The organism is Vibrio sp. Isolate33, from assembly GCF_022397895.1.
Taxonomy (GTDB): domain Bacteria; phylum Pseudomonadota; class Gammaproteobacteria; order Enterobacterales; family Vibrionaceae; genus Vibrio; species Vibrio pomeroyi.
The window spans coordinates 12,757-36,518 of record NZ_JAKEUP010000006.1 but is presented as its reverse complement, the minus strand read 5'-3'; the positions used below and the strand labels follow the sequence as shown (position 1 = coordinate 36,518).

Annotated in this window: 18 protein-coding genes; 9 read left to right on the top strand and 9 right to left on the bottom strand. The window is 45.1% G+C overall.

The genetic code is table 11. The annotated features are described in order from the left end of the window. Nucleotides 1-189 precede the first annotated feature (189 nt). Nucleotides 190-831, top strand: a complete 642-nt coding sequence (locus L1D37_RS11285) for a DUF2959 domain-containing protein (RefSeq protein WP_239847939.1) — start codon at nucleotides 190-192, stop codon at nucleotides 829-831. Nucleotides 832-860: 29 nt separating this feature from the next. Beyond that, nucleotides 861-1,397 carry an AAA family ATPase gene (locus L1D37_RS11280; RefSeq protein WP_239847938.1) on the top strand — a complete coding sequence of 179 codons (537 nt, stop codon included), beginning with the start codon at nucleotides 861-863 and terminating at the stop codon, nucleotides 1,395-1,397. A 304-nt stretch (nucleotides 1,398-1,701) separates the two neighbouring features. Here L1D37_RS11280 and typA read toward each other — a convergent pair whose 3' ends face one another. Beyond that, the gene (typA, locus tag L1D37_RS11275) at nucleotides 1,702-3,537 is read right to left on the bottom strand and encodes a translational GTPase TypA (protein ID WP_086711625.1); all 1,836 of its coding nucleotides are present in this window, start codon (nucleotides 3,535-3,537) and stop codon (nucleotides 1,702-1,704) included. Between the two features lie 563 nt (nucleotides 3,538-4,100). Here typA and glnA point away from each other — a divergent pair. From glnA to L1D37_RS11250, 5 genes are all read left to right on the top strand, one after another. Beyond that, complete coding sequence (glnA, locus tag L1D37_RS11270) at nucleotides 4,101-5,510, top strand: glutamate--ammonia ligase (protein ID WP_017631962.1); 1,410 nt, start codon at nucleotides 4,101-4,103, stop codon at nucleotides 5,508-5,510. Nucleotides 5,511-5,766: 256 nt separating this feature from the next. Continuing rightward, entirely contained in the window at nucleotides 5,767-6,324 is a 558-nt protein-coding gene (locus L1D37_RS11265; protein ID WP_239847937.1) for a DUF4124 domain-containing protein, read from the top strand. Nucleotides 6,325-6,492: 168 nt separating this feature from the next. Beyond that, nucleotides 6,493-7,569: a nitrogen regulation protein NR(II) gene (glnL, locus tag L1D37_RS11260; protein WP_017095622.1), complete on the top strand. Its 1,077-nt coding sequence runs from the start codon at nucleotides 6,493-6,495 to the stop codon at nucleotides 7,567-7,569. Nucleotides 7,570-7,678: 109 nt separating this feature from the next. After that, complete coding sequence (glnG, locus tag L1D37_RS11255) at nucleotides 7,679-9,082, top strand: nitrogen regulation protein NR(I) (RefSeq protein WP_017631965.1); 1,404 nt, start codon at nucleotides 7,679-7,681, stop codon at nucleotides 9,080-9,082. A 108-nt stretch (nucleotides 9,083-9,190) separates the two neighbouring features. Beyond that, nucleotides 9,191-11,779 (top strand): EAL domain-containing protein, encoded by a 2,589-nt coding sequence (locus L1D37_RS11250; protein ID WP_239847936.1) that lies wholly within the window; start codon nucleotides 9,191-9,193, stop codon nucleotides 11,777-11,779. 107 nt (nucleotides 11,780-11,886) lie between these two features. Here the strand turns inward: L1D37_RS11250 and hemN are convergent, their stop codons facing one another. The 5 genes from hemN to L1D37_RS11225 form a co-directional block, all read right to left on the bottom strand. Next, nucleotides 11,887-13,278 carry an oxygen-independent coproporphyrinogen III oxidase gene (gene hemN, locus L1D37_RS11245; protein ID WP_176680688.1) on the bottom strand — a complete coding sequence of 464 codons (1,392 nt, stop codon included), beginning with the start codon at nucleotides 13,276-13,278 and terminating at the stop codon, nucleotides 11,887-11,889. 283 nt (nucleotides 13,279-13,561) lie between these two features. After that, complete coding sequence (locus L1D37_RS11240; RefSeq protein WP_017631968.1) at nucleotides 13,562-14,050, bottom strand: DUF2489 domain-containing protein; 489 nt, start codon at nucleotides 14,048-14,050, stop codon at nucleotides 13,562-13,564. A 6-nt stretch (nucleotides 14,051-14,056) separates the two neighbouring features. After that, the gene (yihI, locus tag L1D37_RS11235) at nucleotides 14,057-14,614 is read right to left on the bottom strand and encodes a Der GTPase-activating protein YihI (protein WP_176680687.1); all 558 of its coding nucleotides are present in this window, start codon (nucleotides 14,612-14,614) and stop codon (nucleotides 14,057-14,059) included. Further along, nucleotides 14,614-15,252, bottom strand: a complete 639-nt coding sequence (locus L1D37_RS11230; RefSeq protein WP_239847935.1) for a class I SAM-dependent methyltransferase — start codon at nucleotides 15,250-15,252, stop codon at nucleotides 14,614-14,616. Before L1D37_RS11230 ends, yihI begins: the two co-directional genes overlap by 1 nt. A gap of 571 nt (nucleotides 15,253-15,823) precedes the next feature. After that, nucleotides 15,824-16,441, bottom strand: coding sequence for a c-type cytochrome (locus L1D37_RS11225; protein WP_017631971.1), 618 nt, complete (start codon nucleotides 16,439-16,441; stop codon nucleotides 15,824-15,826). A gap of 148 nt (nucleotides 16,442-16,589) precedes the next feature. Between L1D37_RS11225 and yihA the strand changes: the two genes are divergently transcribed. Further along, the gene (yihA, locus tag L1D37_RS11220; RefSeq protein ID WP_017631972.1) at nucleotides 16,590-17,249 is read left to right on the top strand and encodes a ribosome biogenesis GTP-binding protein YihA/YsxC; all 660 of its coding nucleotides are present in this window, start codon (nucleotides 16,590-16,592) and stop codon (nucleotides 17,247-17,249) included. A 212-nt stretch (nucleotides 17,250-17,461) separates the two neighbouring features. Beyond that, the gene (locus tag L1D37_RS11215) at nucleotides 17,462-18,061 is read left to right on the top strand and encodes a GTP-binding protein (RefSeq protein ID WP_239847934.1); all 600 of its coding nucleotides are present in this window, start codon (nucleotides 17,462-17,464) and stop codon (nucleotides 18,059-18,061) included. 507 nt (nucleotides 18,062-18,568) lie between these two features. On the opposite strand, the gene polA is transcribed toward L1D37_RS11215, so the two are convergent. The 3 genes from polA to hemB all read right to left on the bottom strand — a co-directional run bounded on the left by polA (nucleotide 18,569) and on the right by hemB (nucleotide 23,624). Beyond that, a complete protein-coding gene (polA, locus tag L1D37_RS11210; RefSeq protein ID WP_239847933.1) occupies nucleotides 18,569-21,367 on the bottom strand; it encodes a DNA polymerase I in 2,799 nt (932 codons plus the stop codon). A gap of 692 nt (nucleotides 21,368-22,059) precedes the next feature. Continuing rightward, entirely contained in the window at nucleotides 22,060-22,503 is a 444-nt protein-coding gene (locus tag L1D37_RS11205) for a GNAT family N-acetyltransferase (protein WP_239847932.1), read from the bottom strand. Between the two features lie 77 nt (nucleotides 22,504-22,580). Further along, entirely contained in the window at nucleotides 22,581-23,624 is a 1,044-nt protein-coding gene (gene hemB, locus L1D37_RS11200) for a porphobilinogen synthase (RefSeq protein ID WP_239847931.1), read from the bottom strand. Between the last annotated feature and the right edge of the window lie 138 nt (nucleotides 23,625-23,762).

The following is a 23,762-nucleotide window of genomic DNA, read 5'->3' as shown; positions in this document are numbered from 1 at the left end:
AGTGAATAAATGTTCAAAAATAGCGTAGGAAAAAGGCTAGAGAACAAGGCAACCCTTCTCGGCAAAGAATAGTTTTGATAAGTAGTTATTCTACAATCAAAAACTCTAACGCCGTTATCGAGCATTTTAACAAGCTAGATTGAGCGGATATTTACTACGATTGATATTATTTAACTATAGGAAACTAGGATGCCTTATTTAATAGTTATAGTCCTCTCTATTTTTACTCTTACTGGATGCCAGTCAGCTTATTACTCCGCAATGGAGCAAGTGGGTTACCACAAACGTGACATTATGGTCGACAGAGTAGAAGACGCAAAAGAGTCACAGCAGGATGCTCAGGAAGAGTTTACCAGCGCACTTGAAGCGCTCAGCAGCCTGACTAACTTCAGTGGCGGCGACCTAGAAGACATGTACAACCAAATCAACGACAAATACCAAGACAGCGAAAAAGCCGCTCAAAATGTCAGTGATCGTATTGCTGCAATTGAAGATGTGTCGGATGCTTTGTTTGAAGAGTGGCAGGGAGAGTTAGACCTCTACACCAGTGACTCACTGCGTCGCTCAAGCGAGCAAAAGCTGCGCGAGACTCAATCCTCTTACAAGACCATGTTGTCAGCTATGAAGCGTGCAGAGAAGAAAATGGATCCGGTACTCAATACCCTTCGAGACAACACGCTTTACTTAAAGCATAACCTCAATGCGAGCGCGGTTGGTTCACTGCAAGGCGAGTTCATGAGCTTAGAAAAAGACATCGCCTACGCGATTAAGCAGATGAATGCTGCTATCGAAGAATCGGATAAATTCCTAGCTCAACTGAACCAGAAATAACATCAGTAGAAACTCATTAGACAGCCCGTATGAACCCAATCATTATTACTGGCGGCCCTGGTGCCGGAAAGACTACACTAATTAATGCCTTGGGAGATACGGGTTACCCAACCTTTGCCGAGTCCTCTCGCCAGTTAATAGAGCAGCAGAGTCAGCTTGAAAACGGTATCTTGCCTTGGCTAGATCTTCCGGGCTTTGCTGAGCTTTGTTTAGGTGTGATGAGCGAACAGAAAGGGCAAGCCAGTCAGCACCCAATTGCGTTCCTCGATCGCGCCATTCCGGACATCTGTGGATATTTAGCTCAGGCGAAACTAGAGATAGATGCGACCTATCGAGAAGCAAGCCAAGGCTATCACTCACAAGTCCTCTTCTGCCGCCCAGAGGCTTCGATTTATGTTCAAGATAATGTGCGCCCTTATCCCTTTGAAGAAGCATTAGAGATTCACCACACGCTAGTCAGCGTCTATCAAACGCTAGGTTATGAGGTGGTTGAAGTGCCATTTATGTCGGTCGCTGATCGAGTGCAGTTCGTTAAAATTCACTTAGCAATCAAAGCTACGCTCTAACTCAGTAAGCACCTCTTTCCTGCCACCAGTGCATATCGAAGAGAGATTCCAGATATTTCGTTCCTCAATTCTGGAATGACGATTCACTGAATACATATCGAATATGCTCTTCGTATCCCGTTTACTCGTAACCACCAAACAAACACCCGTCATTCCCTACAGCGAGGCACGAGCGTGATAGGGAACCTCACACAGCTTATGGTTTCCGATACTTTTCTAAACTGCACATAAAACAAAAAGCCCTGAGCAGCTTGGCTACTCAGGGCTTTCTTATTTACTTAGCTAGAAGCTAGTCAGCTGGCAATTAAGCCTTAGCTGGACGTGCTGCGCGCTTACGTTCGTTTTCAGTAAGAAGCTTCTTACGGATACGAATGCTTTCTGGCGTTACTTCTACTAGTTCGTCTTCGTCGATGAACTCAAGAGCTTGCTCTAGAGTGTGACGGATAGGTGGCGAAAGAACCTGTGCTTCATCAGTACCAGATGCACGAACGTTCGTTAGCTGCTTACCTTTCAGACAGTTTACTGTCAGGTCGTTTGAACGGTTGTGAATACCGATGATTTGACCTTCGTATACTTCATCCGCGTGCTCAGCAAATAGACGACCACGTTCTTGTAGGTTGAATAGTGCGTAAGTCAGAGCTTTACCAGTAGCGTTCGAGATTAGAACACCGTTGTTACGTTGACCGATTACGCCGCCTTTGTGAGGACCGTAGTGATCAAATGAGTGGTAAAGAAGACCAGAACCAGACGTTAGAGTTAGGAACTCAGTTTGGAAACCGATAAGACCACGAGAAGGCATCATGAAGTCCATGCGAACACGGCCTTTGCCATCTGGAGACATATCAGTTAGTTCACCTTTACGTAGACCGATGTTTTCCATGATGCCACCTTGGTGCTCTTCAAGCACGTCGATAGTCACAGTTTCAAACGGTTCAGTTAGGTTGCCATCTTCGTCTTTCTTGATGATAACTTCTGGACGAGATACAGCTAGCTCGAAGCCTTCACGACGCATGTTTTCGATCAGGATAGATAGGTGAAGTTCACCACGACCTGAAACACGGAAGCGATCTGGGTTATCAGTTTCTTCAACACGTAGTGCAACGTTGTGTACTAGTTCTTTTTCTAGACGCTCAAGAATGTTACGTGAAGTAACGAACTTACCTTCTTTACCCGCGAACGGAGAAGTGTTTACTTGGAACGTCATTGTTACTGTTGGTTCGTCAACAGAAAGCGGAGTCATTGCTTCAACATTGTTTTGGTCACAGATAGTGTCTGAAATCTTCAGCTCGCCAAGACCAGTGATTGCAATGATGTCGCCAGCGTTAGCTTGCTCAACTTCGTGACGGTCAAGACCTAGGTAACCAAGAACTGTACCTACTTTACCGTTACGCTTCTTACCGTCAGAACCAACGATAGTTACTTGTTGGTTTGGCTTAACAGAACCACGTGTAACACGAGCAACACCGATAACACCTACGTAAGAGCTGTAATCAAGTTGCGAAATTTGCATTTGTAGAGGACCGTCAAGGTCAACTGCAGGCGCGTCTACTGTATCAACAACAGCTTGGAACAATGGTTCCATGTCTGTACCAGTTTCGCCTTCTTCCATTGTTGCCCAACCGTTTAGAGCTGAAGCGTAAACAACGGTGAAGTCTAGTTGCTCATCAGTAGCACCTAGGTTGTCGAAAAGGTCGAATACTTGATCCATAACCCAATCAGGACGAGCGCCTGGGCGGTCAATCTTGTTGATTACAACGATTGGCTTAAGACCGTGTGCGAATGCTTTTTGCGTTACGAAACGAGTTTGAGGCATTGGGCCGTCAACTGCGTCAACGATAAGCAGAACAGAGTCAACCATAGACATAATACGCTCAACTTCACCACCGAAGTCCGCGTGTCCCGGGGTATCTACGATGTTGATGCGGTAATCGTTCCAGTTGATTGCTGTGTTCTTAGCAAGAATGGTAATGCCACGCTCTTTTTCGATGTCATTCGAATCCATGACACGCTCTTCAGCTTCACCACGAGACTCAAGAGTGCCTGACTGTTGTAGCAGTTTATCAACCAAAGTCGTTTTACCGTGGTCAACGTGCGCGATGATCGCGATATTTCTTAACTTATCAATCTGTGGAGTAGACATGGATTCTCGATTCACTCATAAAAGTAGCCGTCACTTATCTCAAAAGTTTGGATAATAACCGCTAGCTTGATTTAAAAAACGGTCAATAATATACCAGATTCTAGACAAAAACCCAGAAATATGTGATCTGAACCAAGGCTTTTTTCTTAGTTAGCGATTCATATCCTCTTAACTTTGATTCAGTACAGTGTTGGGTAGCCCGATTCGTAGGATTCTAAAAAAGCATCACGCGCGAGTCACAAGCCAAATCTCCGGCAAAATGACAAAAGTGGATTGACAACTTAGGCAATTCATTGCTGAATGGTGTTCGCTTATTGTCTCATATTGGTGCACAGACAAACGATTGCACCAACAAGGTGCAACTAGAGATCATTTTGGTGCAAAAAGTAGATTGAGCAAAACTTAAAAACAGTTAAATTATTGAAATTAATGGAATAATTTTTTTGGCACGTTTTTGGCTATAGATAAATCAGCATCGATTAATGCACTTATAGACATTAATCAATGCTAGTTTCAACCGAATCGAGCTAATACCGAATTAATAACACTGGAGGTTATCCAAGATGTCAGTAGAAAATGTACTATCCCTGATCCAAGAGAACGAAGTTAAATTTATCGACTTACGTTTTACTGATACAAAAGGTAAAGAGCAGCATATCTCTATTCCTTCTCACCAAGTTGATGCAGACTTCTTCGAAGAAGGCAAAATGTTTGACGGCTCTTCAGTAGCTGGTTGGAAAGGCATTAACGAATCTGACATGGTAATGATGCCAGACGCAGCATCTGCTGTACTGGACCCATTCACAGAAGACGCAACGCTAAACATCCGTTGTGACATTCTTGAGCCTGCAACAATGCAAGGCTACGACCGTGACCCACGCTCTATCGCTAAACGTTCTGAAGAGTACCTACGTTCTACAGGTATCGCAGACACAGTTCTAGTTGGTCCTGAGCCAGAGTTCTTCCTATTTGATGACGTTAAGTTCTCAAACGACATGTCTGGTTCTTTCTTCAAGATCGATGACGTAGAAGCAGCTTGGAACACAGGTACTGACTTCGAAGGCGGTAACAAAGGTCACCGTCCTGGCGTTAAAGGCGGTTACTTCCCAGTAGCTCCTGTAGATTCATCTCAAGACATCCGTTCAGCAATGTGTCTAGTAATGGAAGAGATGGGCCTAGTAGTTGAAGCTCACCACCACGAAGTAGCAACTGCGGGTCAAAACGAAATCGCTACTCGCTTCAACACGCTAACAGCGAAAGCTGATGAAACTCAAATCTACAAGTACGTTGTACACAACGTTGCTCACGCATTTGGTAAAACAGCGACATTCATGCCTAAACCACTAGTTGGTGATAACGGTTCTGGTATGCACGTTCACCAATCTCTAGCAAAAGACGGCGTTAACCTGTTTGCTGGTGATAAGTACGGCGGCCTATCTGAAATGGCTCTTTACTACATCGGTGGTGTAATCAAGCACGCTCGTGCAATCAACGCGTTTGCTAACCCATCAACTAACTCGTACAAGCGTCTTGTACCTGGTTTCGAGGCACCTGTAATGCTTGCTTACTCAGCACGTAACCGTTCTGCTTCTATCCGTATCCCAGTAGTACCAAGCCCTAAAGCACGCCGTATCGAGCTACGTTTTGGTGACCCAGCAGCTAACCCATACCTATGCTACTCAGCAATGCTTATGGCTGGCCTTGACGGCATCAAGAACAAGATTCACCCAGGCGAAGCTATGGATAAAGATCTATACGACCTTCCTGCAGAAGAAGCAGCTGAAATCCCAACAGTTGCAGAATCTCTACAAGAAGCTCTAGCAGCGCTTAGCGAAGACCGTGAGTTCCTAACAGCTGGCGGCGTATTCTCTGACGACTTCATCGATTCTTACATCGCTCTGAAATCTGACGACGTACAACGCGTGAACATGGCTACACACCCACTTGAGTTTGAACTGTACTACTCAGTTTAATCTCTGGTAGAGATAAGCCATTTCTTACTGCAACCTTGTAAGAATCGCTAACTAAATATTAGGCTCGCCTCGCAGGCGGGCCTTTTTTATATTCTCTCGATGCTCCCCTCCTCGTACCATACCTTAGACAAAAGCCCTCAGAGGCTGTCGCGCTACATACAATAAAATCAAAACCAATAAAACCAATAAAACCAATAAAACCAATAAAACCAATGCCAAACGTGAAACCACCCAAGGGTGGAAAGAGGCTAAAGATATGAAAAACATACTGTTCCTAATCGGGTTAACAGTCGCGTTCTCGTGCTCTGCTCAAACTGTGTATACCTGGGTCGATGAGGAGGGCGTACTCCACTTTAGTGACACACCGACCGATCAAAGCGCTAAGTCTCTTCGCCTGCCTGATGTACAAGCATCAGCACCCGCCCCTAAATTTGAGGCCTCGACTCCCGTTGACGCTGCAACTTCAACAGCAACGCCCGCTCAAGCTCAGCTACAAACCGAAACCAAAGAACGCGAGGCACCGACTCCGTTAACACTCACTATGCTGACACCCATCCATGATCAAACTATCCGTAGTAACCGCGGTTTAATCCCAATTCAAATCGAGCTTAACCGAAAACTCGGTATTGGAGAGCAGCTGCAATTGATGCTCGATGGCCGCCGTTACGGGGCTCCTCAAACCCAACCTAACTGGGAATTAAAAGGTATCGATCGAGGTACTCACACCATTGCAATTCAAGCACATAGAAGCGGCAAGCTTATTGCATCTACTAGTCCAGTCACCGTGTATTTACATCGAGCGACGCTCAAGTAGGCCAATGTGTTAAAAGAGACTGAATTACCTCTACTTTTCACCTAATCGAAGCAGCTTTCAGCAACTCTAATGAATTATCTTTAGCTTCTGGTTGATATGCGCCATACTTGAACTTAGCTACGCACCAATTTGGTGCAGTGAGAAAAACACCAGTTCAAGGACGAAATAGTGAATCGATCAGCCAAAAGCGACAGCATAGATACACATCATCTTTCCAGCGCCATTCTCGACAATATGGTGACTTCGACATTAATGCTCGATGAGCAACTCTATGTGCGATACGCCAATCCGGCGGCTGAACAACTCTTTTCACAGAGTGCGCGACGCATTGTTGATCATCCACTGAGTCAGCTTATCCAACACGCCTCTCTTGACTTGGCACTGCTGACCCAACCACTACAAAGTGGCCAAAGCATTACCGATAGCGATGTGACCTTCGTTGTTGATAACCGCCCTCTGATGCTTGAAGTAACGGTTAGCCCAATCTCGTGGCAACGTGAGACGCTGCTATTAGTTGAAATGCGCAAGATAGACCAGCAAAGACGACTCAGCCAAGAGCTTAACCAACATGCACAACAGCAAGCGGCTAAGTTGCTAGTACGTGGATTAGCTCATGAAATTAAGAACCCATTGGGTGGTTTAAGAGGTGCTGCGCAGCTGCTTGGAAAGATGCTCCCTGATCAGTCTCTGAATGAGTACACCCAGATCATTATTGAGCAAGCCGACCGCTTACGCGCTTTAGTCGATCGCCTGCTTGGCCCACAAAAGCCAGGAACCAAATCAGAAGAGAACCTTCACCAGATACTCGAAAAAGTAAGGCAGCTGGTTGAGCTCGAATCGGGTTCGACGCTCGCTATCGAACGAGATTACGACCCAAGCTTACCAGCGATTTTGATGGACTCTGCGCAAGTTGAACAAGCCATGCTCAATATCGTGAGTAATGCGGCGCAGATTCTAAAGACTCAGGAATCTGGGAAAATCACCATTCGCACCAGAACGGTGCATCAAGCAAACATTCATGGGCAGCGACACAAACTCGCTGCTCGAATTGAGATCAGCGATAACGGCCCGGGCATCCCCGACGAATTAAAAGACACACTGTTTTACCCAATGGTCAGCGGACGAGAGGGTGGCACAGGCTTAGGGTTATCGATATCTCAAAACCTGATCGATCAGCACAACGGAAAGATTGATGTTGAGAGCTGGCCAGGTAACACCACATTCACGATTTATTTGCCGATATAAACCAAGCGACACTTCTCGATGAGAAAGTGAGCTTCATGGCAACGAAGAATACGAACAATAAAAACAACAATGATTATCACAATAGATTTGGCTGCAAAGGAATTGAATTATGAGTAAGGGATACGTTTGGGTCGTCGATGACGACAGCTCTATCCGCTGGGTAGTAGAGAAAACACTTTCATCTGCGGATATAAAGTGCGAAACATTTGCTGATGCAGAGAGCGTGTTGCTTGCTCTTGAGCGCGAGACGCCAGACGTATTAGTGTCTGACATTCGCATGCCTGGCATCGACGGGATTGAGCTGTTACATCAAGTACATCAACGCTCTCCTGACCTGCCAGTGATCATCATGACCGCGCACTCCGACCTTGATGCTGCAGTAAATGCTTACCAAAAAGGTGCCTTCGAATACCTACCAAAGCCGTTTGATATCGACGAGACACTCACGCTAGTAGAGCGAGCGATCGCACACAGCCAAGAACAGAAGCGCGAACAAGCCAGCGAAGTCACTGAAGAGACCAACGCACCGGAGATCATCGGTGAAGCACCGGCGATGCAGGAAGTTTTCCGAGCTATTGGTCGCTTATCTCGTTCATCCATTTCGGTGCTCATCAACGGTGAATCTGGTACGGGTAAAGAGTTAGTAGCTCATGCCTTACATCGCCATAGCCCAAGAGCAAAGAAGCCCTTTATCGCCCTAAACATGGCGGCTATTCCTAAAGACCTGATTGAATCAGAGCTATTTGGTCACGAGAAAGGTGCCTTTACCGGAGCCAACAGCGTTCGCCAAGGACGCTTCGAACAAGCCAACGGCGGCACACTGTTTCTTGATGAGATCGGTGACATGCCACTCGATATTCAGACCCGCTTATTACGTGTGCTTTCTGATGGTCAGTTTTATCGTGTCGGCGGTCACTCTGCGGTTAAAGTTGATGTGCGTATCGTAGCGGCAACCCACCAAGATCTTGAACGATTGGTGCATGAAGGCGATTTCCGTGAGGACTTGTTCCACCGACTCAATGTAATCCGAATTCACATCCCAGCACTGCGCGAACGTAAACAAGACATTGAAAAGCTGACTCATCACTTCTTGGCATCAGCCGCTGAAGAGCTCGGTGTTGAAGTGAAAACACTGCACCCAGAAACTATCATGAAGCTAAACCAGCTCAATTGGCCGGGTAACGTGCGTCAGCTTGAGAACATTTGTCGTTGGTTGACCGTAATGGCGAGCGGCAGTGAAATACTCCCTTCGGACTTACCGCCTGAGCTGTTGGAAGAGAAAGTAGTGACCACTTCCGGTACTGGAGATAACTGGCAACAATTGCTTGCGAATTGGGCAAAATGTGCGCTTGATTCAGGAGAAAAGGAGCTGCTGACTTATGCTCTGCCAGAGTTTGAACGTATACTGCTAGAGGCTGCACTCAACCATACTAATGGTCATAAACAGGATGCAGCGAAGGTTTTGGGATGGGGACGAAACACCCTAACTCGCAAGCTTAAAGAACTGTACTAGGCATTATATGACTCTCGATGCAGCTACTTTTTAACCAAAAAAGTGTCGCTTGGTTTGAATAGTGTCGGTACAATTACAGTACACTATTCACCAAAGTTGTAGCTAAAGATGTCTTTGAAAACACAAATTACATTGAGAACCGCAGTGGTTCTGCCCTTCGTGATGATATTTCTGTTCACTATGGGCGTAATGGTTTTCACTCAAAAGCAAAGCTACAAAGAGATGGTGAGTGATATTAGTGCACGTCAGCTAGCATCACTCACTGACAACGTTCATCAAAGTCTTTCCGATTTTTTAGAAAAACCCTTTCACGCGAACCTCTCCCTCAGCCACAACATTGGTTACCACAAGCTCTATCAGCCCGGTAATCTCAGTAAGGTTCAAGATTACATCCTTTATAAGTTTTCCGACCATTTCACTGCCGTGCCGCAGTTGGATGTGATCGGCTTTGGTTCTGAAGATGGCAACTATGTCGGTTTTCGCAAAGAGGCCAACAACGGCTACACCTTAATGGTGCAAGATGAACGAACCCAAGATCAACTCGTCATCTACCGCGGTAGCAAGATTAGCGAAGACATTCGCTCGGTCATTTCCGGATACGATCCGAGAGTCCGCCCTTGGTACACACCGGTTGCTAATGAGAAAAAAGCTGTATGGTCACCAATTTATGCCAATGCGGATGAACGCCAAGAGATTACTCTTTCAGCCCTCGCTCCTATCTATTCCGACAATGAGTTTAAAGCGGTCATCGTCAGTGACATCAAGATCAATACCTTTAACGCATTCCTGAAGAACTTAAAAGACAAGACCGATGCTTCTGTCTATATCATCGATCAGCAACAACGCTTAGTCGCACACTCCGGTGGCGGCAGTATTGTCTCTTGGGGAACAGGTAAGACACACAAAGGCCAACGCTTACTGGCGACAGAAAGTGCCAACCCAGTAATACGAGAGAGTGCCAATTACGTTGATCAACTGCATTTGATTGACGACATGGGCGTACAACGCTTCAGGTTCACATTGGATGGCGAGCAATACTTTAACCAAATAACACCTTATGAAGATAAACATGGCCTCACTTGGTTTATTGGTATGTCGATTCCAGAAAGTAACCTGCTCGGTGAATTGCCAGAAAACCAAAGAGACAGTTGGCTACTTGGACTCGCGCTTAGCTGCATTGGGATTATCGCAGGATTAATTGCTTTTAATCGTGTGACCCAACCCATCACCTCCACCGCAGACGCCGCAAAACGCCTTGCCAAAGGGGATTGGGACAGCAGTATGCCGAAGTCAGGCAATATCTACGAAACCAGTATGTTGGTAGAGGCCTTCAACGAAATGGCCAACAACCTGAAAGCGTCATTCCAGCAATTGCAGTCTCAACTGACCTATGACTCATTGACCAAACTCTACAGCCGAGAAGGCTTTATCGATGCAGCAAAGAAAAACGCAGTAACCGAAAAAGGCACTCTGTACTTGGTTGGTATCGATCGCTTTCGAGACATCAATGATAGCCTAGGTCACTACAATGGCGACCAACTGCTGATCATCTCTGCCGCTCGCTTGAGAGGCACGCTACCATCGGATTACCTGTTGGCGCGCACGGGCGGTGATGAGTTCGCGATATACGCGCCTAACGTCACCCAAGAGGAAGACGTTCAACTGCTTGCTAACCGCTTGGTTCAAACCTTTGCTTCTCCGTTTGCAATGGAATCTGAAAGTGTTGTGGTTAAGGTTTCGATTGGTGTTGTACATGTCTCAAACGATCAAGATATTACGTCGTGGCTTCGTAACAGCAGCATTGCACTCAGCAATGCTAAACAAGATAAAACACGCGTCAGCATCTATAGTCCTGAGATGGGTAACGCCTCTCGACACCGCACTAAGATGTTGGCTCGACTGAACAAAGCGATTGAGCTGCAGCAATTTGAACCCTTTTATCAGCCAATCATCGACCTAGAATCAGGCACCACGATAGGCGCTGAGGCTTTGGCTCGCTGGGTCACCGACGAAGGTATTATCTCACCACTGGAATTCATTCCACTGGCAGAAGAAACCGGGCTTATCTACGACATTGGTAAGCAGATCCTGCACAAATCTTGTCGAGATACTGCAATTGCAATTGAGTCAGGAAAATGGAGCGAAGACTTCTCAATTCACGTTAACTTATCTGTCGATCAGCTCAGTGAAAGTGGGTTTATTAGTTTAGTGAAAAACACGCTAAGTGATACCAAACTACCGGCCAAAAACCTTACGCTGGAAATCACTGAGTCACGCATCATCGATAATGACCCAACCATCATCGACAATATGCTGACTCTCAAAGCATTGGGAATCTCAATTGCCATTGATGACTTTGGTACTGGTTATTCGTCATTGGCCTACCTGCACAAACTGCCATTTGATTGCTTGAAGATAGACCGCAGCTTTGTCAGTAAGCTAAACAAAGAGAATCTAGACAGCTCTATCGTTGCAGCCATCGTCAACATTACCAAAGGCTTCAAGGTCAGCTTAGTCGCCGAAGGCGTTGAGACTCAGCAGCAAGCAGACCTACTTAAACAGCTGCAATGCCCGCAAGCACAAGGGTTCTTATACAGTCGTCCAGTGCCTTTTGACCAGTGGCCAACCGATCTAAGTAATGCTCAACAGAATGCTAAAACCAAGCAGAATACTGAAGCTAAAGAGAGCATCAGTTAAACCAAGCTGACAGCCTCGAGTGAACAAACCACAGATACAAAAATGCCAGCATGATGCTGGCATTTTTTATGTCTCTATTTTTTATGTGCCTACTCTCAATCGCGCGATTAGATCACGCGAGAGAATTGCTGCTGGCGAGCCTTAGCACGTAGGTATTTGTCGAAACACATACAGATGTTACGAATCAACAAACGGCCACGCAGAGTCACGCGAATCTCTTTGTCGTCGACTTCAACCAACTCATCATTAATGAAGGTTTGTAGAAGCTCTAAGTCTTCCTTGAAGTAACGATTAAAGTTAACCGAGAACTCAGACTCGATCATGGTCTTATCAAGCTTAAAGTTACAAATAAGCTGCTTGATCACTTCACGACGTAGAAGGTCATCGCTATCGAGTGCCACACCTTTCCAAAGTGCGTGGCGCAGGTCGTTGACCTGAGCGTAGTATTTCTTCAGCTCTTTTTGGTTTTGTGCGTAGGCATCACCCACCATAGAGATAGCAGAAACACCGAAACCAATTAGGTCAGCTTCACCTTGGGTCGTGTAGCCTTGGAAGTTACGATGCAGAATGCCTTCACGCTGTGCAACCGCTAGCTCGTCTTCAGGTAGAGCAAAGTGGTCCATACCGATGAACTGGTAACCCGCACCCGTTAGAGTCTCGATAGTATCTTGCAGGATGGCCATTTTCTCTTTTGCTTCCGGCAGGTCTTCATCTTTAATCTTACGCTGCGCCGCAAACAGTTGTGGCATGTGCGCGTAGTTAAATACCGATAGACGACCCGGCTTCATCTCAAGCACTTGCTTCAGTGTTTCAGCGAATAGCGCTTGAGTCTGCTTTGGCAGGCCGTAGATCAAATCTAGGTTAGTCGAACGGAAGCCTAGCTCTTTAGCACGTTGAACCATCGCAATGATGAACTCTTCATCTTGCTCACGGTTAACTAGCTTCTGCACTTCTTTATTGAAGTCTTGAACACCGATACTCAGGCGGTTAAAGCCTTCGTTACGTAGGTGATCGAGCACATCGAGCTCAATCTCACGAGGGTCGACTTCGATACTGATTTCAGCATCCGCCGTGAAGTTAAACTCATCACGCAGAATCATCATCAAACGAGTGATTTGAGTCTTGCTCAAGAAGGTTGGTGTGCCGCCACCGAAATGCAGTTGAGTCACTTCGCGACCATTAAGCAGAGACGCACGCTGGCGGATTTCATGCTCAATCACATCTAGATACTCATCCGCTTTGTGCGAGTGACGAGTAATAACCTTATTACAACCACAGTAGTAACAAAGCTTGTGGCAGAACGGGATATGCACGTAAAGAGAGAGTGGACGCTCTGGGTATTGCGTACACGCCATGTCGTAATCAGCGACGGTAAACGCTTCATGAAACTCCAACGCAGTTGGGTATGAGGTGTAACGAGGTCCCGAATAGTTGTACTTGTTTAAGATCTCTTGATCCCAAACGATTTGCTGATTCGTTGTTACTGGCTTGCTCGACATAGCGGTACTTCCAATTTAGATCCGCGAGAACCTAAGGTCTCTCAAATCATTTTACATACATTAAAATATAGACGGGTTATTTTGCCACACGACTTGTAAGGTCGTTTCAAGACAAAATCTTTTTTTCAGATAAAAACTCAGAACTGCTAGCTTGATCACTAACAATGCACCGAAATACAGGGGTGCAAGAGGTAAGAAGGCTCATTCAGCACTCGGGATTAAAGATAATGAATCTTAAATACACCGTGTATTAAACGAGCCTCTATATTAATAGTCTTAGCGACTAGATCATCTGAATATTGATTTGGTTGTTGAGAGGTTTAACCTTCTCCTGCAACCTTTTCAAATCTTCGATAACCGCATCGTTCAAGCGAGTCTCTGCCTTGTGGCGTGTGAGATTCTGCTGCATGCGTTCTTTCTTCGTCAGTTCCTGTCTTTCCTCTCCGCGCGCCATATCTTTAACGATGTGGTACAGCTCAGAAAGAGCAGGATATTCAGAATCTAAATCGACACGCTCATCACCCTGAACGTTATCCATAATGATACACACTCGGATACTGATCTCAGGTAAATCACACTGCCCTTGAATGCCCGCTAAACACAAAGTATTTACGTTGTCGTAAATCGTCGCGTTACGTTTTTCAATGGCTAGTGCTTGATGCTGCTTTTGCAACTCCGTCTGCTTCTTCACTTGAAGTAGAAGGTAACCTGCGTAAGAGCCCAAGCCGAGAATGATAATTCCACCAGCAATTGCTAATAAGGTTACGTTCATTGGCTATTAACCTTTAAAGCTGTCTAAGTCGAAGTCTTCGAATTGAGATAGCAAGTCTTCGTCAGAGCTTGCTTTCTTCTTAGAGGCAACTGGTGCTTCTTCGAAGATCTCTTCTTCATCTTCTTCTGGCTCTAACAGACCTAAGCGGCCCATTAGGTGTTCGATGCGATCAAGCTTCTCGTCAACGAACTTCTGTAGACCTGCACCTAGGTTTTCACCATTTTCGAGGCGATCTAACAGCGTGTTCAGTTGAGCATCGTTCTCAAGCATCTCTAACTCTTGTTCGTTAGACAGCTTACGCTCTTGTTTCGTTGGCTTCTTCGCTGGTTCAATAATCAGCGGGATTTTTTTCTTGCTGCCTAAACGAGGGTCGCGAGCTTGTGCAGCTTTACGCTGTTTTGCTTCGCTACCATCTGAGTGACGGCTGCCAGATTTTAGGCCTTTACGCTTTTTAACACGCTTACGTTCACGACCTTCAACATCAGATTCGCTACGGTTACGAGTAACCATAGGTTCCGGAGCGCCAAGAGCTCCCGGCTTTCTTGATTTTTTACTACGAGCCATTACTGCACTTTCCTCAGTAAAATTACATCATTTCCAAAAAATTCTAGTTCGAGCTTATCCCGCTCTGCCAAAAACTGGAATGTTTGACGACTAAAGAAGACAACATGAGTCGGGTCATTCTTATAGTGCCAACCAGCAAACGCATCTACGTCTATTACTAGCTTAGTCATAAGACCAATCCAGCCTCTGGGTTTAACTAAATTCAACCATTGCTGCCACACTTTGTCTGGGTGATAAATATGTTCAATCACCTCGGTGGCAGTCATAAAGTCGTACGTTTTTTCCAACACAGAAGTCTCTGGGTGGTAATAGATATCGTACAACTCCATGGTGTGTCCGGCTTCTTCTAACATGATAGATAGCGTAGGGCCTGGGCCACAACCAAAATCCAACCCTTGTGAGTTAGATGAAATTTTGTCTGTTAGTGGATCTGCGATGCGAGATAAAAAGCGGCGATAGCCTGCATCACTAGGATCGTTCTCATGGAGATCATAGTGTGCTTTTTCTTCTTTTGCTTCTAACCTTTGTTCAGGTTTAACAAATACCAGTTCACATTGCTGACACTGCAGATAGGCTCTGCGTTTGTCTTCAAAATAGTGATTCACGCCTTGGTGATGGCATAAGGGACAAGTATACATAGCACATCCTTAAACAGGGATGCGAAACATACCAGAAACTGCGTTTATAGTGGAGAGGTATTGGGTGTTTTTTCATCAAATCAATAAAAAAAGCGATAGGAAAACCTATCGCTCTCTAAATCTGCCTATATCGGCCAAAATTTGCATACTCAACTTGGTACACAAATCTCCATTTGTTATTGGTGCTTTCCATGCCAAATTTGTTTGTTGTTCATCGTCCTGATGAGTTTTGGCTATCCTTTTCTAACACCTTGTTGCTGGGCTGTCCTAGCCTGATCCATTTCTGTCTATACCGTTAGACTAGATGATCATCCATATCTAAGTCAGCTCCTAGCTGATGGCGGTTACTTTACCGTGTTACAAAAAGACTACAATAGTGCGAGTTCACACTTTCGAACACAAATTGATCACACATAGATAAATCAGACATAAGCGATTGATTCATAACTGGTGGCAATCAAAAGAAACTAACCAAAAAGAAAACGCCCCGACCATAATTGATCGGGGCGTCTCTTCAATCTCGCTCGAACGTACATTTCCTCACTCTGGCTAAGAGCAAGAAACCGACAAATTAGTGTAGACCACCAACGTACTTCGATAAGGTATCAATTTCTGCGTCTGTTAACTTTTTAGCTACATCACGCATCATCGCATTCATGTCGTTATTACGGTTACCATCGCGGAATTTTTCAAGTTGAGCCTTGATGTAATCTGCGTGTTGACCAGAAATCTTAGGGAAACCAGAAAGTTCGGTACCGTTACCACGTGGGCCGTGACAAGCAATACACGCCGTTAGGCCGCGTTCTGCGTTACCCGCCGTGTAAAGAACCTTACCTTCATCTACTACATTTTCAGGAGTAGAGTTACTAGAGATAGGTAGAGATGCGTAGTATGCCGCTAGGTCAGCCATATCTTCTTCAGATAAAGGCATCGCCATTGCACCCATTACAGGTTCGTAACGACCTTGCTTACCACCACTTGTCATACCTAGCTTAAGCTCTTTTAACTGCTTCTCTAGGTACTTCTCATGTTGACCAGCCAGCTTAGGGTACTGAGTGATCAGACTGTTGCCGTCAGCACCGTGGCAGGCAACACATGTTTGTGATTTGGCTTTACCAGCTTCAATACTACCTTGAGCCCATACTGAGCAGCTGGCTAAAAGACTCAAAATTAGCGCTAATTTCTTCATGACATTCCATTATAATTATCAAGCTTCCAGTACCACTCTATGTTGCCACTCATGGTACAATAGGCGACCTTATGCCGAGCACGGTTATTTTACACAAATTCACAAAAAAGTAATCAATCGACTACACAAAGTCGAGATGGAGTTAACAGTGAGCGTAAAAATTCATTATCAAAACACGCATTTCATTACCAGTGCACCTGATATTCGTCATTTACCAGAAGACGAAGGGATCGAAATTGCGTTTGCAGGACGCTCCAATGCTGGTAAATCTAGCGCACTAAACCGCGTTACAAACCAAAAAAGCTTGGCGAAAACCAGTAAGACACCAGGTCGAACTCAGCTAATTAACCTATTTAAGGTGACAGACGGTTGTCATATCGTCGATTTACCTGGATATGGCTTCGCTCAAGTACCACTTGAGATGAAGAAAAAATGGCAGAAGTCACTAGGTGAATACCTACAACGACGTGAAAGCCTAAAAGGTCTAGTGGTATTGATGGATATCCGTCACCCAATGAAAGACCTTGACCAACAAATGATCTACTGGGCTATCGATAGCCGCATCCCAGTACAGGTTTTGTTAACAAAAGCAGACAAACTGAAAAGCGGTGCGCGTAAAGCACAGCTACTGAAAATCCGTAACGATGCAAAATCTTTCGGTGGTGATGTAGCAGTTGATGTCTTCTCTTCTATGAAAGGCATCGGTGTTGACCAACTGCGTGCCAAGATGGATGAGTGGTTCGCGCCAGCGCTTGCAGACCAGCTTATCGATGAGCTAGCAGACGAAGAACACAACGATTCAGAGTAGTCTCTATATAGAGGGACTCGATCACGACTATCAAGTGATCGCACCTTATCAATACCCTGCCTTATATAGGTGGGGTATTTTTTTACCTATAAATTAGCGGGTTAAACTCAAAAACTAAGGATAAAAAACAAGATAAACCCGTTATAAGCAACAGAAGTGGACCATACTAAAAAACAGACTTTGATAAACAGAATATAGAGAAAGGAATACTCATGTGGAAAACACTCTTGGCCGTAATGGCAATGATGCTGATACCTGTTATAGGCCACGCCTCTGAAGCAGAACCCACGGAAGCACCGCTGATCAACGTCGATATGACCTTAGACCTCGACGGTATGGAAAAGTACGCTCAGGAAGCAACTGAGTCACTCGAAGTGATATCACAATCTTTGCAAGCCATCGTCAATAATCCTAACCTCAGCGACGAACAACAACTGGCGCTTAATCAAACGGTTGAAAGCATCAACAAGCTTGCAGACACAACCAAGACCTCGCTCAATCAACTGCCACAAGCCTTAGATCAATCACGCGTCGCCTTTAAACAGACAAGCCAAACGTTGCTCGATGATATCCAAACCAAAGTCATCATCGCGCTGGTTGCCGTTGTCGGTGTGATAATTATCGCTCTGACCGCTATTTACCTGCTAATCCTCAAGCCCATACAACAAACCTTGGTTAAAGCGACCAACAATATCTCCTCTATGGCGCAATCTATCCAAATCACTGCCGAAGCACTGAAATACAGCACCGAGAAGCAGCAAGAAATCATGGACTACATTGAGCATTCACCTACTCAATGCTCTGATAAATAAGGCGTGAGCCATCAATCCTTTATCGGCAACTTGTAAAATAAAAGTTATTTCAAATGACAAAACAATCAATTTAAGTGTGGATTTAAATTACCAATTGCTGATCAAATTCCAGATTTAGGACAAATTGTGGATTAGCTAGAGTGTGAGAAAAAGAGTAATACAAGGCACTAAAAAGAAGCGGATTTACAGGGGAATGGTAGGTTGGAAATATTTTTCTTTCGCACAAGAAAAAACGCCCCAGTCAAATGCTGACTGGGGCGGCTGAATCAGCCTAATCCAATAACGTGAAACAAAAGGTCTGAAAGATAGAACATCTTACCTCTGTACCCTACGAGATTTAATGTACAACAATTGCTCAGAAATGAAAACAACTTTTGTAGTTTTTTTTCATGAATGTTTTATTAAAACACCTAAAACCTTTTCACGATTCAACTTTATTCGAGACAAAAAAAAGCCAGTGTTTGTGCACTGGCTCATACTAATTTGCGTAATAAGGTCAAAAACTGATTAGTGGGCTTGATCCCAGTTGTCACCGTGGCCAGCTTCCGCCACAAGGGGGACTTCTAGCTCTGCAGCTGATTCCATCAATTCTTGTACTTTACTTTCAATTTCGGCTAAAGATGACTCTTCTACTTCAAATACCAATTCATCGTGTACTTGCATCAATAACTTAACTCGACCATCGCCTTCCGCTTGGATCCATTCATCAACCAATAGCATCGCTTTCTTGATGATGTCTGCCGCTGTACCTTGCATTGGCGCGTTGATCGCCGCACGCTCAGCTGCTTTACGACGCATGCCATTACGAGATTGAATTTCAGGAAGGTGCAAACGACGACCGTAAATGGTTTCAACGAAGCCCTGCTCTGAAGCGGCACTGCGTGTGTCTTCCATGTACTGCATTACACCAGGGTAGCGCTCGAAGTAAGTATCCATGTAATGCTGTGCTTCGCCACGAGGAATGCCTAGCTGCTTAGCTAAACCAAAGGCACTCATACCGTAGATAAGACCGAAGTTAACAGCCTTGGCACGACGACGTTGTTCTGTCGTTACATCCTCAATATTAACGCCGATGATCTCAGCCGCCGTTGCTGCGTGGATATCTTTGCCTTGTTGGAATGCTTCCAGAAGCGCTTTGTCACCCGATAGGTGCGCCATGATACGCAATTCAATTTGAGAGTAATCGACCGCTAGAATCTTCCAACCATGCTGTGCAACGAATGCTTGGCGGATACGACGACCTTCATCATTACGAATTGGGATATTCTGTAGGTTTGGATCAGTAGAAGACAGACGACCCGTCGCCGTTACCGCTTGGTGGTAAGACGTATGAACACGACCGGTTTCAGCGTTGATCATCTTCGGCAGCTTATCGGTGTAAGTTGATTTCAGCTTCGCAAGGCCACGATACTCAATGATCAGTTTAGGTAGCGGGTAATCAAGCGCCAGCTCTTGTAGTACTTCTTCATTGGTTGAAGGGGCACCTGATGGCGTTTTCTTAATAACAGGCAAGCCCATCTTTTCAAAAAGAATCGCTTGCAGCTGTTTTGGTGAGTTCATGTTGAACTCTTGCTCTGCAATCTCGTAAGCTTTCTGTTCTAGTTCATCAAGACGAACCGCAATCTCTTGCGATTGAGCGCCTAGCAACATGTCGTCGATGAATACGCCAGTGCGTTCAATACGAGACATCACTGGAATCAGTGGTACTTCTATCTCTTCATAAATCGCTTTTAGCTTTTCATCTTGCTCGATGTTTTCCATTAAACGGTTATGAAGACGTAGTGTTACGTCCGCATCTTCTGCAGCGTATGGAGACGCTTCACCCAGCTCAATCTGGTTGAAAGTAAGCTGCTTCTTACCTTTACCTGCGATCTGCTCGAATGAGATGCAGCTGTGCTGTAGGAAGCGCAGCGCTAGGTTATCCATATCATGCTTGCCGCCAACACTATTGAAGACGTAAGACGCTAGCATGGTGTCGTGCTTGATGCCTTTCATCTCGATACCGTAGCGCGCTAAAACGCTCATGTCGTATTTCAGGTTTTGACCGACTTTAGCTTGTGCGTCATCTTCAAGAATCGGCTTAAGCTGTTCAAGTACCCAATCACGATCGAGTTGTTGAGGTGCATCTAGGTAGTCATGGGCAACTGGTACGTAAGCGGCAACGCCTTCTTCGGTTGCGAATGATAGACCAACAAGGTTAGCCACCATGTAGTCCAAGCTGTCTGTTTCAGTATCAAAGGCAAATACCTCTGACGCTTTCAGTTTCTCTAGCCACGCATTAAAAGAGGCTTCATCTAGGATGGTTTCGTAGTTGCTGCGATCAATCGTCACTGCAGAGGTATTCATTTCTACAGTAGATGTAGTTGATGCCGCGCTGCTGCGCACTGCACCCGACTTCTCATCCGCCTCAACCACACCGCTGCCGCCTTCAAGTAGCTCGTTCAACCAAGATTTGAAGACCAATTGACCGTATAGCTTAATCAGCTCATCCGTGTTTGGTTGTGCTTTTACAAGCGATTCAGGTGTCTCTTCTAGCTCGACGTCGAGTTTGATCGTTGCCAGCTCGTAAGACATCTCAGCGTTGTCTTTATTATCAATCAGCTTCTTAGCCATGGTCTTTGAACCACGGAAACCAAGCGCCGCAATATCATCAAGATTTTGGTACAGCTTTTCGATGCTACCAATGCCTTGCAGTAACGCTGTCGCAGTCTTATCACCAACACCCGGAACACCTGGGATGTTATCGACTTTATCGCCCATCAGCGCAAGGTAGTCGATGATAAGCTCTGGTGGAATACCAAACTTCTCAATAACGCCTTCACGATCCATCACCACGTTAGTCATTGTGTTGATCAGGGTAACGTTGTCATCAACCAGCTGCGCCATATCTTTATCACCAGTACTGATAAGCACAGGCATACCCATCTCAGAAGCTTGAGAAGCAAGCGTACCTATCACGTCATCCGCTTCAACGCCAGGAATTGAGATAAGTGGCAAGCCCATCGCACGAATCACATTGTGCAAAGGTTCGATCTGGCAACGAAGATCGTCAGGCATTGGTGGACGGTTTGCTTTGTACTCTGGGTACATGTCATCACGGAACGTCTTTCCTTTCGCATCAAAAATAACCGCAATACGATCAGAAGCAAATTGACGCATCATGCTACGCAGCATGTTAACTACACCATAAACGGCGTTAGTTGGGATATCACCATTGCTCATTGTGCCAGGGTAAGCATGGAACGCGCGATATAGGTAAGAAGAGCCATCGATCAGAATCAATGGATTATCAGGAATACGAGCCATAATATTTGTGTATCCAGTAAGTACAGAAATTATCTGTTAAGAATGCCACGTCTGTTGGTTGGATTCCACGTTGTCGATCCGTATCCGTTCACTCGGTTGTGTTCGTTATAATCAATTTGTTGTTATTTTTTTGTTCTTAGACACAAGCGTTCTGTGGATAACTCTGTTTATATTATTTATCCACCCTGTTGAGAACTAAGGTAAACCAAGTAAAAAACAAAAATAAACAACTGAAAATAAAGGATAAAATTACAGATCGAACATATGATCAACGATCTTTTTTCGATCTTGCATTGTGGAAAAGAATGCTGATGGCGTTTTATTCATAAAAATACGTGCCACTAAATATGCATCTTGTTGAAATAGAGATATAAAAAAAGCGACACCCGAAGATGTCGCCTAGCAAAAACCGGTAAAGCCATTCAAATTGAATACCACAGCTTTACCTAAAAGCTATAAATTACACTGGAAGCAATGTGAGCAATGTCGTGTCAAAAAGAACTTAGTACAAGTTCGCGAGAATTCTGTTGGGTAACCAAGTTGATACTTGAGTACTTAACATCCTTGTGAACATTTCCTCATTCCCTAAGACAGGTTTAATAATAATGATTCTCATTTAATAGTCAACCAGTAAATGATAATAAATCTCATTTAATTTCATTTTCATGTTTTATCTCGCGGCTAAAAACAATTCACAGTACTGATAATTGCTTCAAAAAATGGATTCTATTTTCATTAATATCTTCTTTTTCTTCCAGTTTTTCGATTTGATAACCGTTTCTCAATAGCAGGCGTAACATCGCGGGGAACTGGTTACGAGATTTCACTTTCAGCTGCTTATAACCTTGTTGTTGCGCCCACAGCTCCTGAACATCTAATTGAGACTGTGCGACCCCTTTGTTTCTTGCGAGTGGTGACACACCACCAAACCAACTGTAAAAAGTCTGCTGATCCAATTCATAACCGATCTTAAAGCCAAGCAGCACTCCTGCCTCTTCTGCCACTAAGATCAGGTTCTTCTTTCCTGATAATCGCTCAGAAAGAGAAGTCACACTCTCTTTTTTAGCAAACTCAGAGATCTGATCCACAATCGAAACCACTTCTTCCAGTGAGCCTTCACGTACGATGACTGACATCTTATTTCATCCTCATAAACGAAAGGGCTGGCACAATGGCCAACCCTTTTAGTGATCAGTTAAGCAACGCTAGATCGTTACTTTTCTTTTAGGTGCTCTGCTGCTTGTGCGTTGTCTTCTGCAAGCCACTCAGCCACATCTTTAGCGAAGTAAGTCAGAATGCCATCGGCACCAGCACGCTTAAAGCACAGCAGTGATTCCATAACGGTGTCGCGCTCTTTCAGCCAACCGTTTTGAATTGCTGCTTTGTGCATCGCGTATTCACCAGACACTTGGTAAGCAAATGTCGGCGCTTGCAGTTCATGCTTCACACGGCGCACGATGTCTAGGTAAGGCATACCTGGCTTCACCATCACCATATCTGCACCTTCATTAAGATCCATCGCCACTTCGTGAATTGCTTCATCGCTGTTTGCAGGATCCATCTGGTAGTTCTTCTTGTTACCACCTTTCAGGTTCGAAGCACTGCCAACGGCATCGCGGAATGGGCCGTAGTAGCAAGAGGCATATTTCGCCGAGTAAGCCATGATTTGGGTGTGAATATGACCCGCTTCTTCTAGCGCTTCACGGATTTTACCAATACGACCGTCCATCATATCCGATGGCGCAACCACGTCAGCGCCCGCCTCAGCATGAGACAGCGCCTGCTTGATCAGAACCTCAGTGGTCTCATCATTCATCACGTAGCCATCTTCATCGATGATGCCGTCTTGGCCGTGTGTGGTGAACGGGTCTAGTGCTACATCAGTGATAACACCAATGTTTGGGACATGTTCTTTTAATGAGCGTACTGCACGCTGAACCAAACCTTCAGAGTTATGGGCCTCAGCTGCGCATAAGCTTTTAGCATCTTGGTTCACGACTGGAAATAGAGCAATCGCAGGAACACCCAGCTTAGACAGGTAGTCCGCTTCCTCAAGCATAAGGTCGATCGACAGGCGTTCAACACCCGGCATAGACTCTACAGGCTCGCGGCGGTCTTTACCCATCAGGATAAACATTGGGTAGATTAGATCATCCACAGACAATTGATTTTCTGCCATTAGGCGACGGCTAAAGTCGTGCTTACGCATACGGCGCATACGGCGACCTGGGAATTGACCTTGAATTGAAACAGACACTAGATTCTCCTTGCCTAGTCTAAGCACCGAAATACTTAGATATGAAAAGTGCTAAATACAGGCAAAAGCATATCACTGATGGCTCAGGACGCTAGCAGTAAAATATAAAACCCACTCAAAAACAGGGAGAAATGGCAA

Excerpts from the sequence above, each read along its gene's own strand:
- L1D37_RS11285 (WP_239847939.1), top strand. The coding sequence starts at position 190 with ATGCCTTATTTAATAGTTATAGTCCTCTCTATTTTTACTCTTACTGGA.
- L1D37_RS11280 (WP_239847938.1), top strand. The coding sequence starts at position 861 with ATGAACCCAATCATTATTACTGGCGGCCCTGGTGCCGGAAAGACTACA.
- typA (WP_086711625.1), bottom strand. The coding sequence starts at position 3,537 with ATGTCTACTCCACAGATTGATAAGTTAAGAAATATCGCGATCATCGCG.
- glnA (WP_017631962.1), top strand. The coding sequence starts at position 4,101 with ATGTCAGTAGAAAATGTACTATCCCTGATCCAAGAGAACGAAGTTAAA.
- L1D37_RS11265 (WP_239847937.1), top strand. The coding sequence starts at position 5,767 with ATGAAAAACATACTGTTCCTAATCGGGTTAACAGTCGCGTTCTCGTGC.
- glnG (WP_017631965.1), top strand. The coding sequence starts at position 7,679 with ATGAGTAAGGGATACGTTTGGGTCGTCGATGACGACAGCTCTATCCGC.
- L1D37_RS11250 (WP_239847936.1), top strand. The coding sequence starts at position 9,191 with ATGTCTTTGAAAACACAAATTACATTGAGAACCGCAGTGGTTCTGCCC.
- hemN (WP_176680688.1), bottom strand. The coding sequence starts at position 13,278 with ATGTCGAGCAAGCCAGTAACAACGAATCAGCAAATCGTTTGGGATCAA.
- L1D37_RS11240 (WP_017631968.1), bottom strand. The coding sequence starts at position 14,050 with ATGAACGTAACCTTATTAGCAATTGCTGGTGGAATTATCATTCTCGGC.
- yihI (WP_176680687.1), bottom strand. The coding sequence starts at position 14,614 with ATGGCTCGTAGTAAAAAATCAAGAAAGCCGGGAGCTCTTGGCGCTCCG.
- L1D37_RS11230 (WP_239847935.1), bottom strand. The coding sequence starts at position 15,252 with ATGTATACTTGTCCCTTATGCCATCACCAAGGCGTGAATCACTATTTT.
- L1D37_RS11225 (WP_017631971.1), bottom strand. The coding sequence starts at position 16,441 with ATGAAGAAATTAGCGCTAATTTTGAGTCTTTTAGCCAGCTGCTCAGTA.
- L1D37_RS11215 (WP_239847934.1), top strand. The coding sequence starts at position 17,462 with ATGTGGAAAACACTCTTGGCCGTAATGGCAATGATGCTGATACCTGTT.
- polA (WP_239847933.1), bottom strand. The coding sequence starts at position 21,367 with ATGGCTCGTATTCCTGATAATCCATTGATTCTGATCGATGGCTCTTCT.
- L1D37_RS11205 (WP_239847932.1), bottom strand. The coding sequence starts at position 22,503 with ATGTCAGTCATCGTACGTGAAGGCTCACTGGAAGAAGTGGTTTCGATT.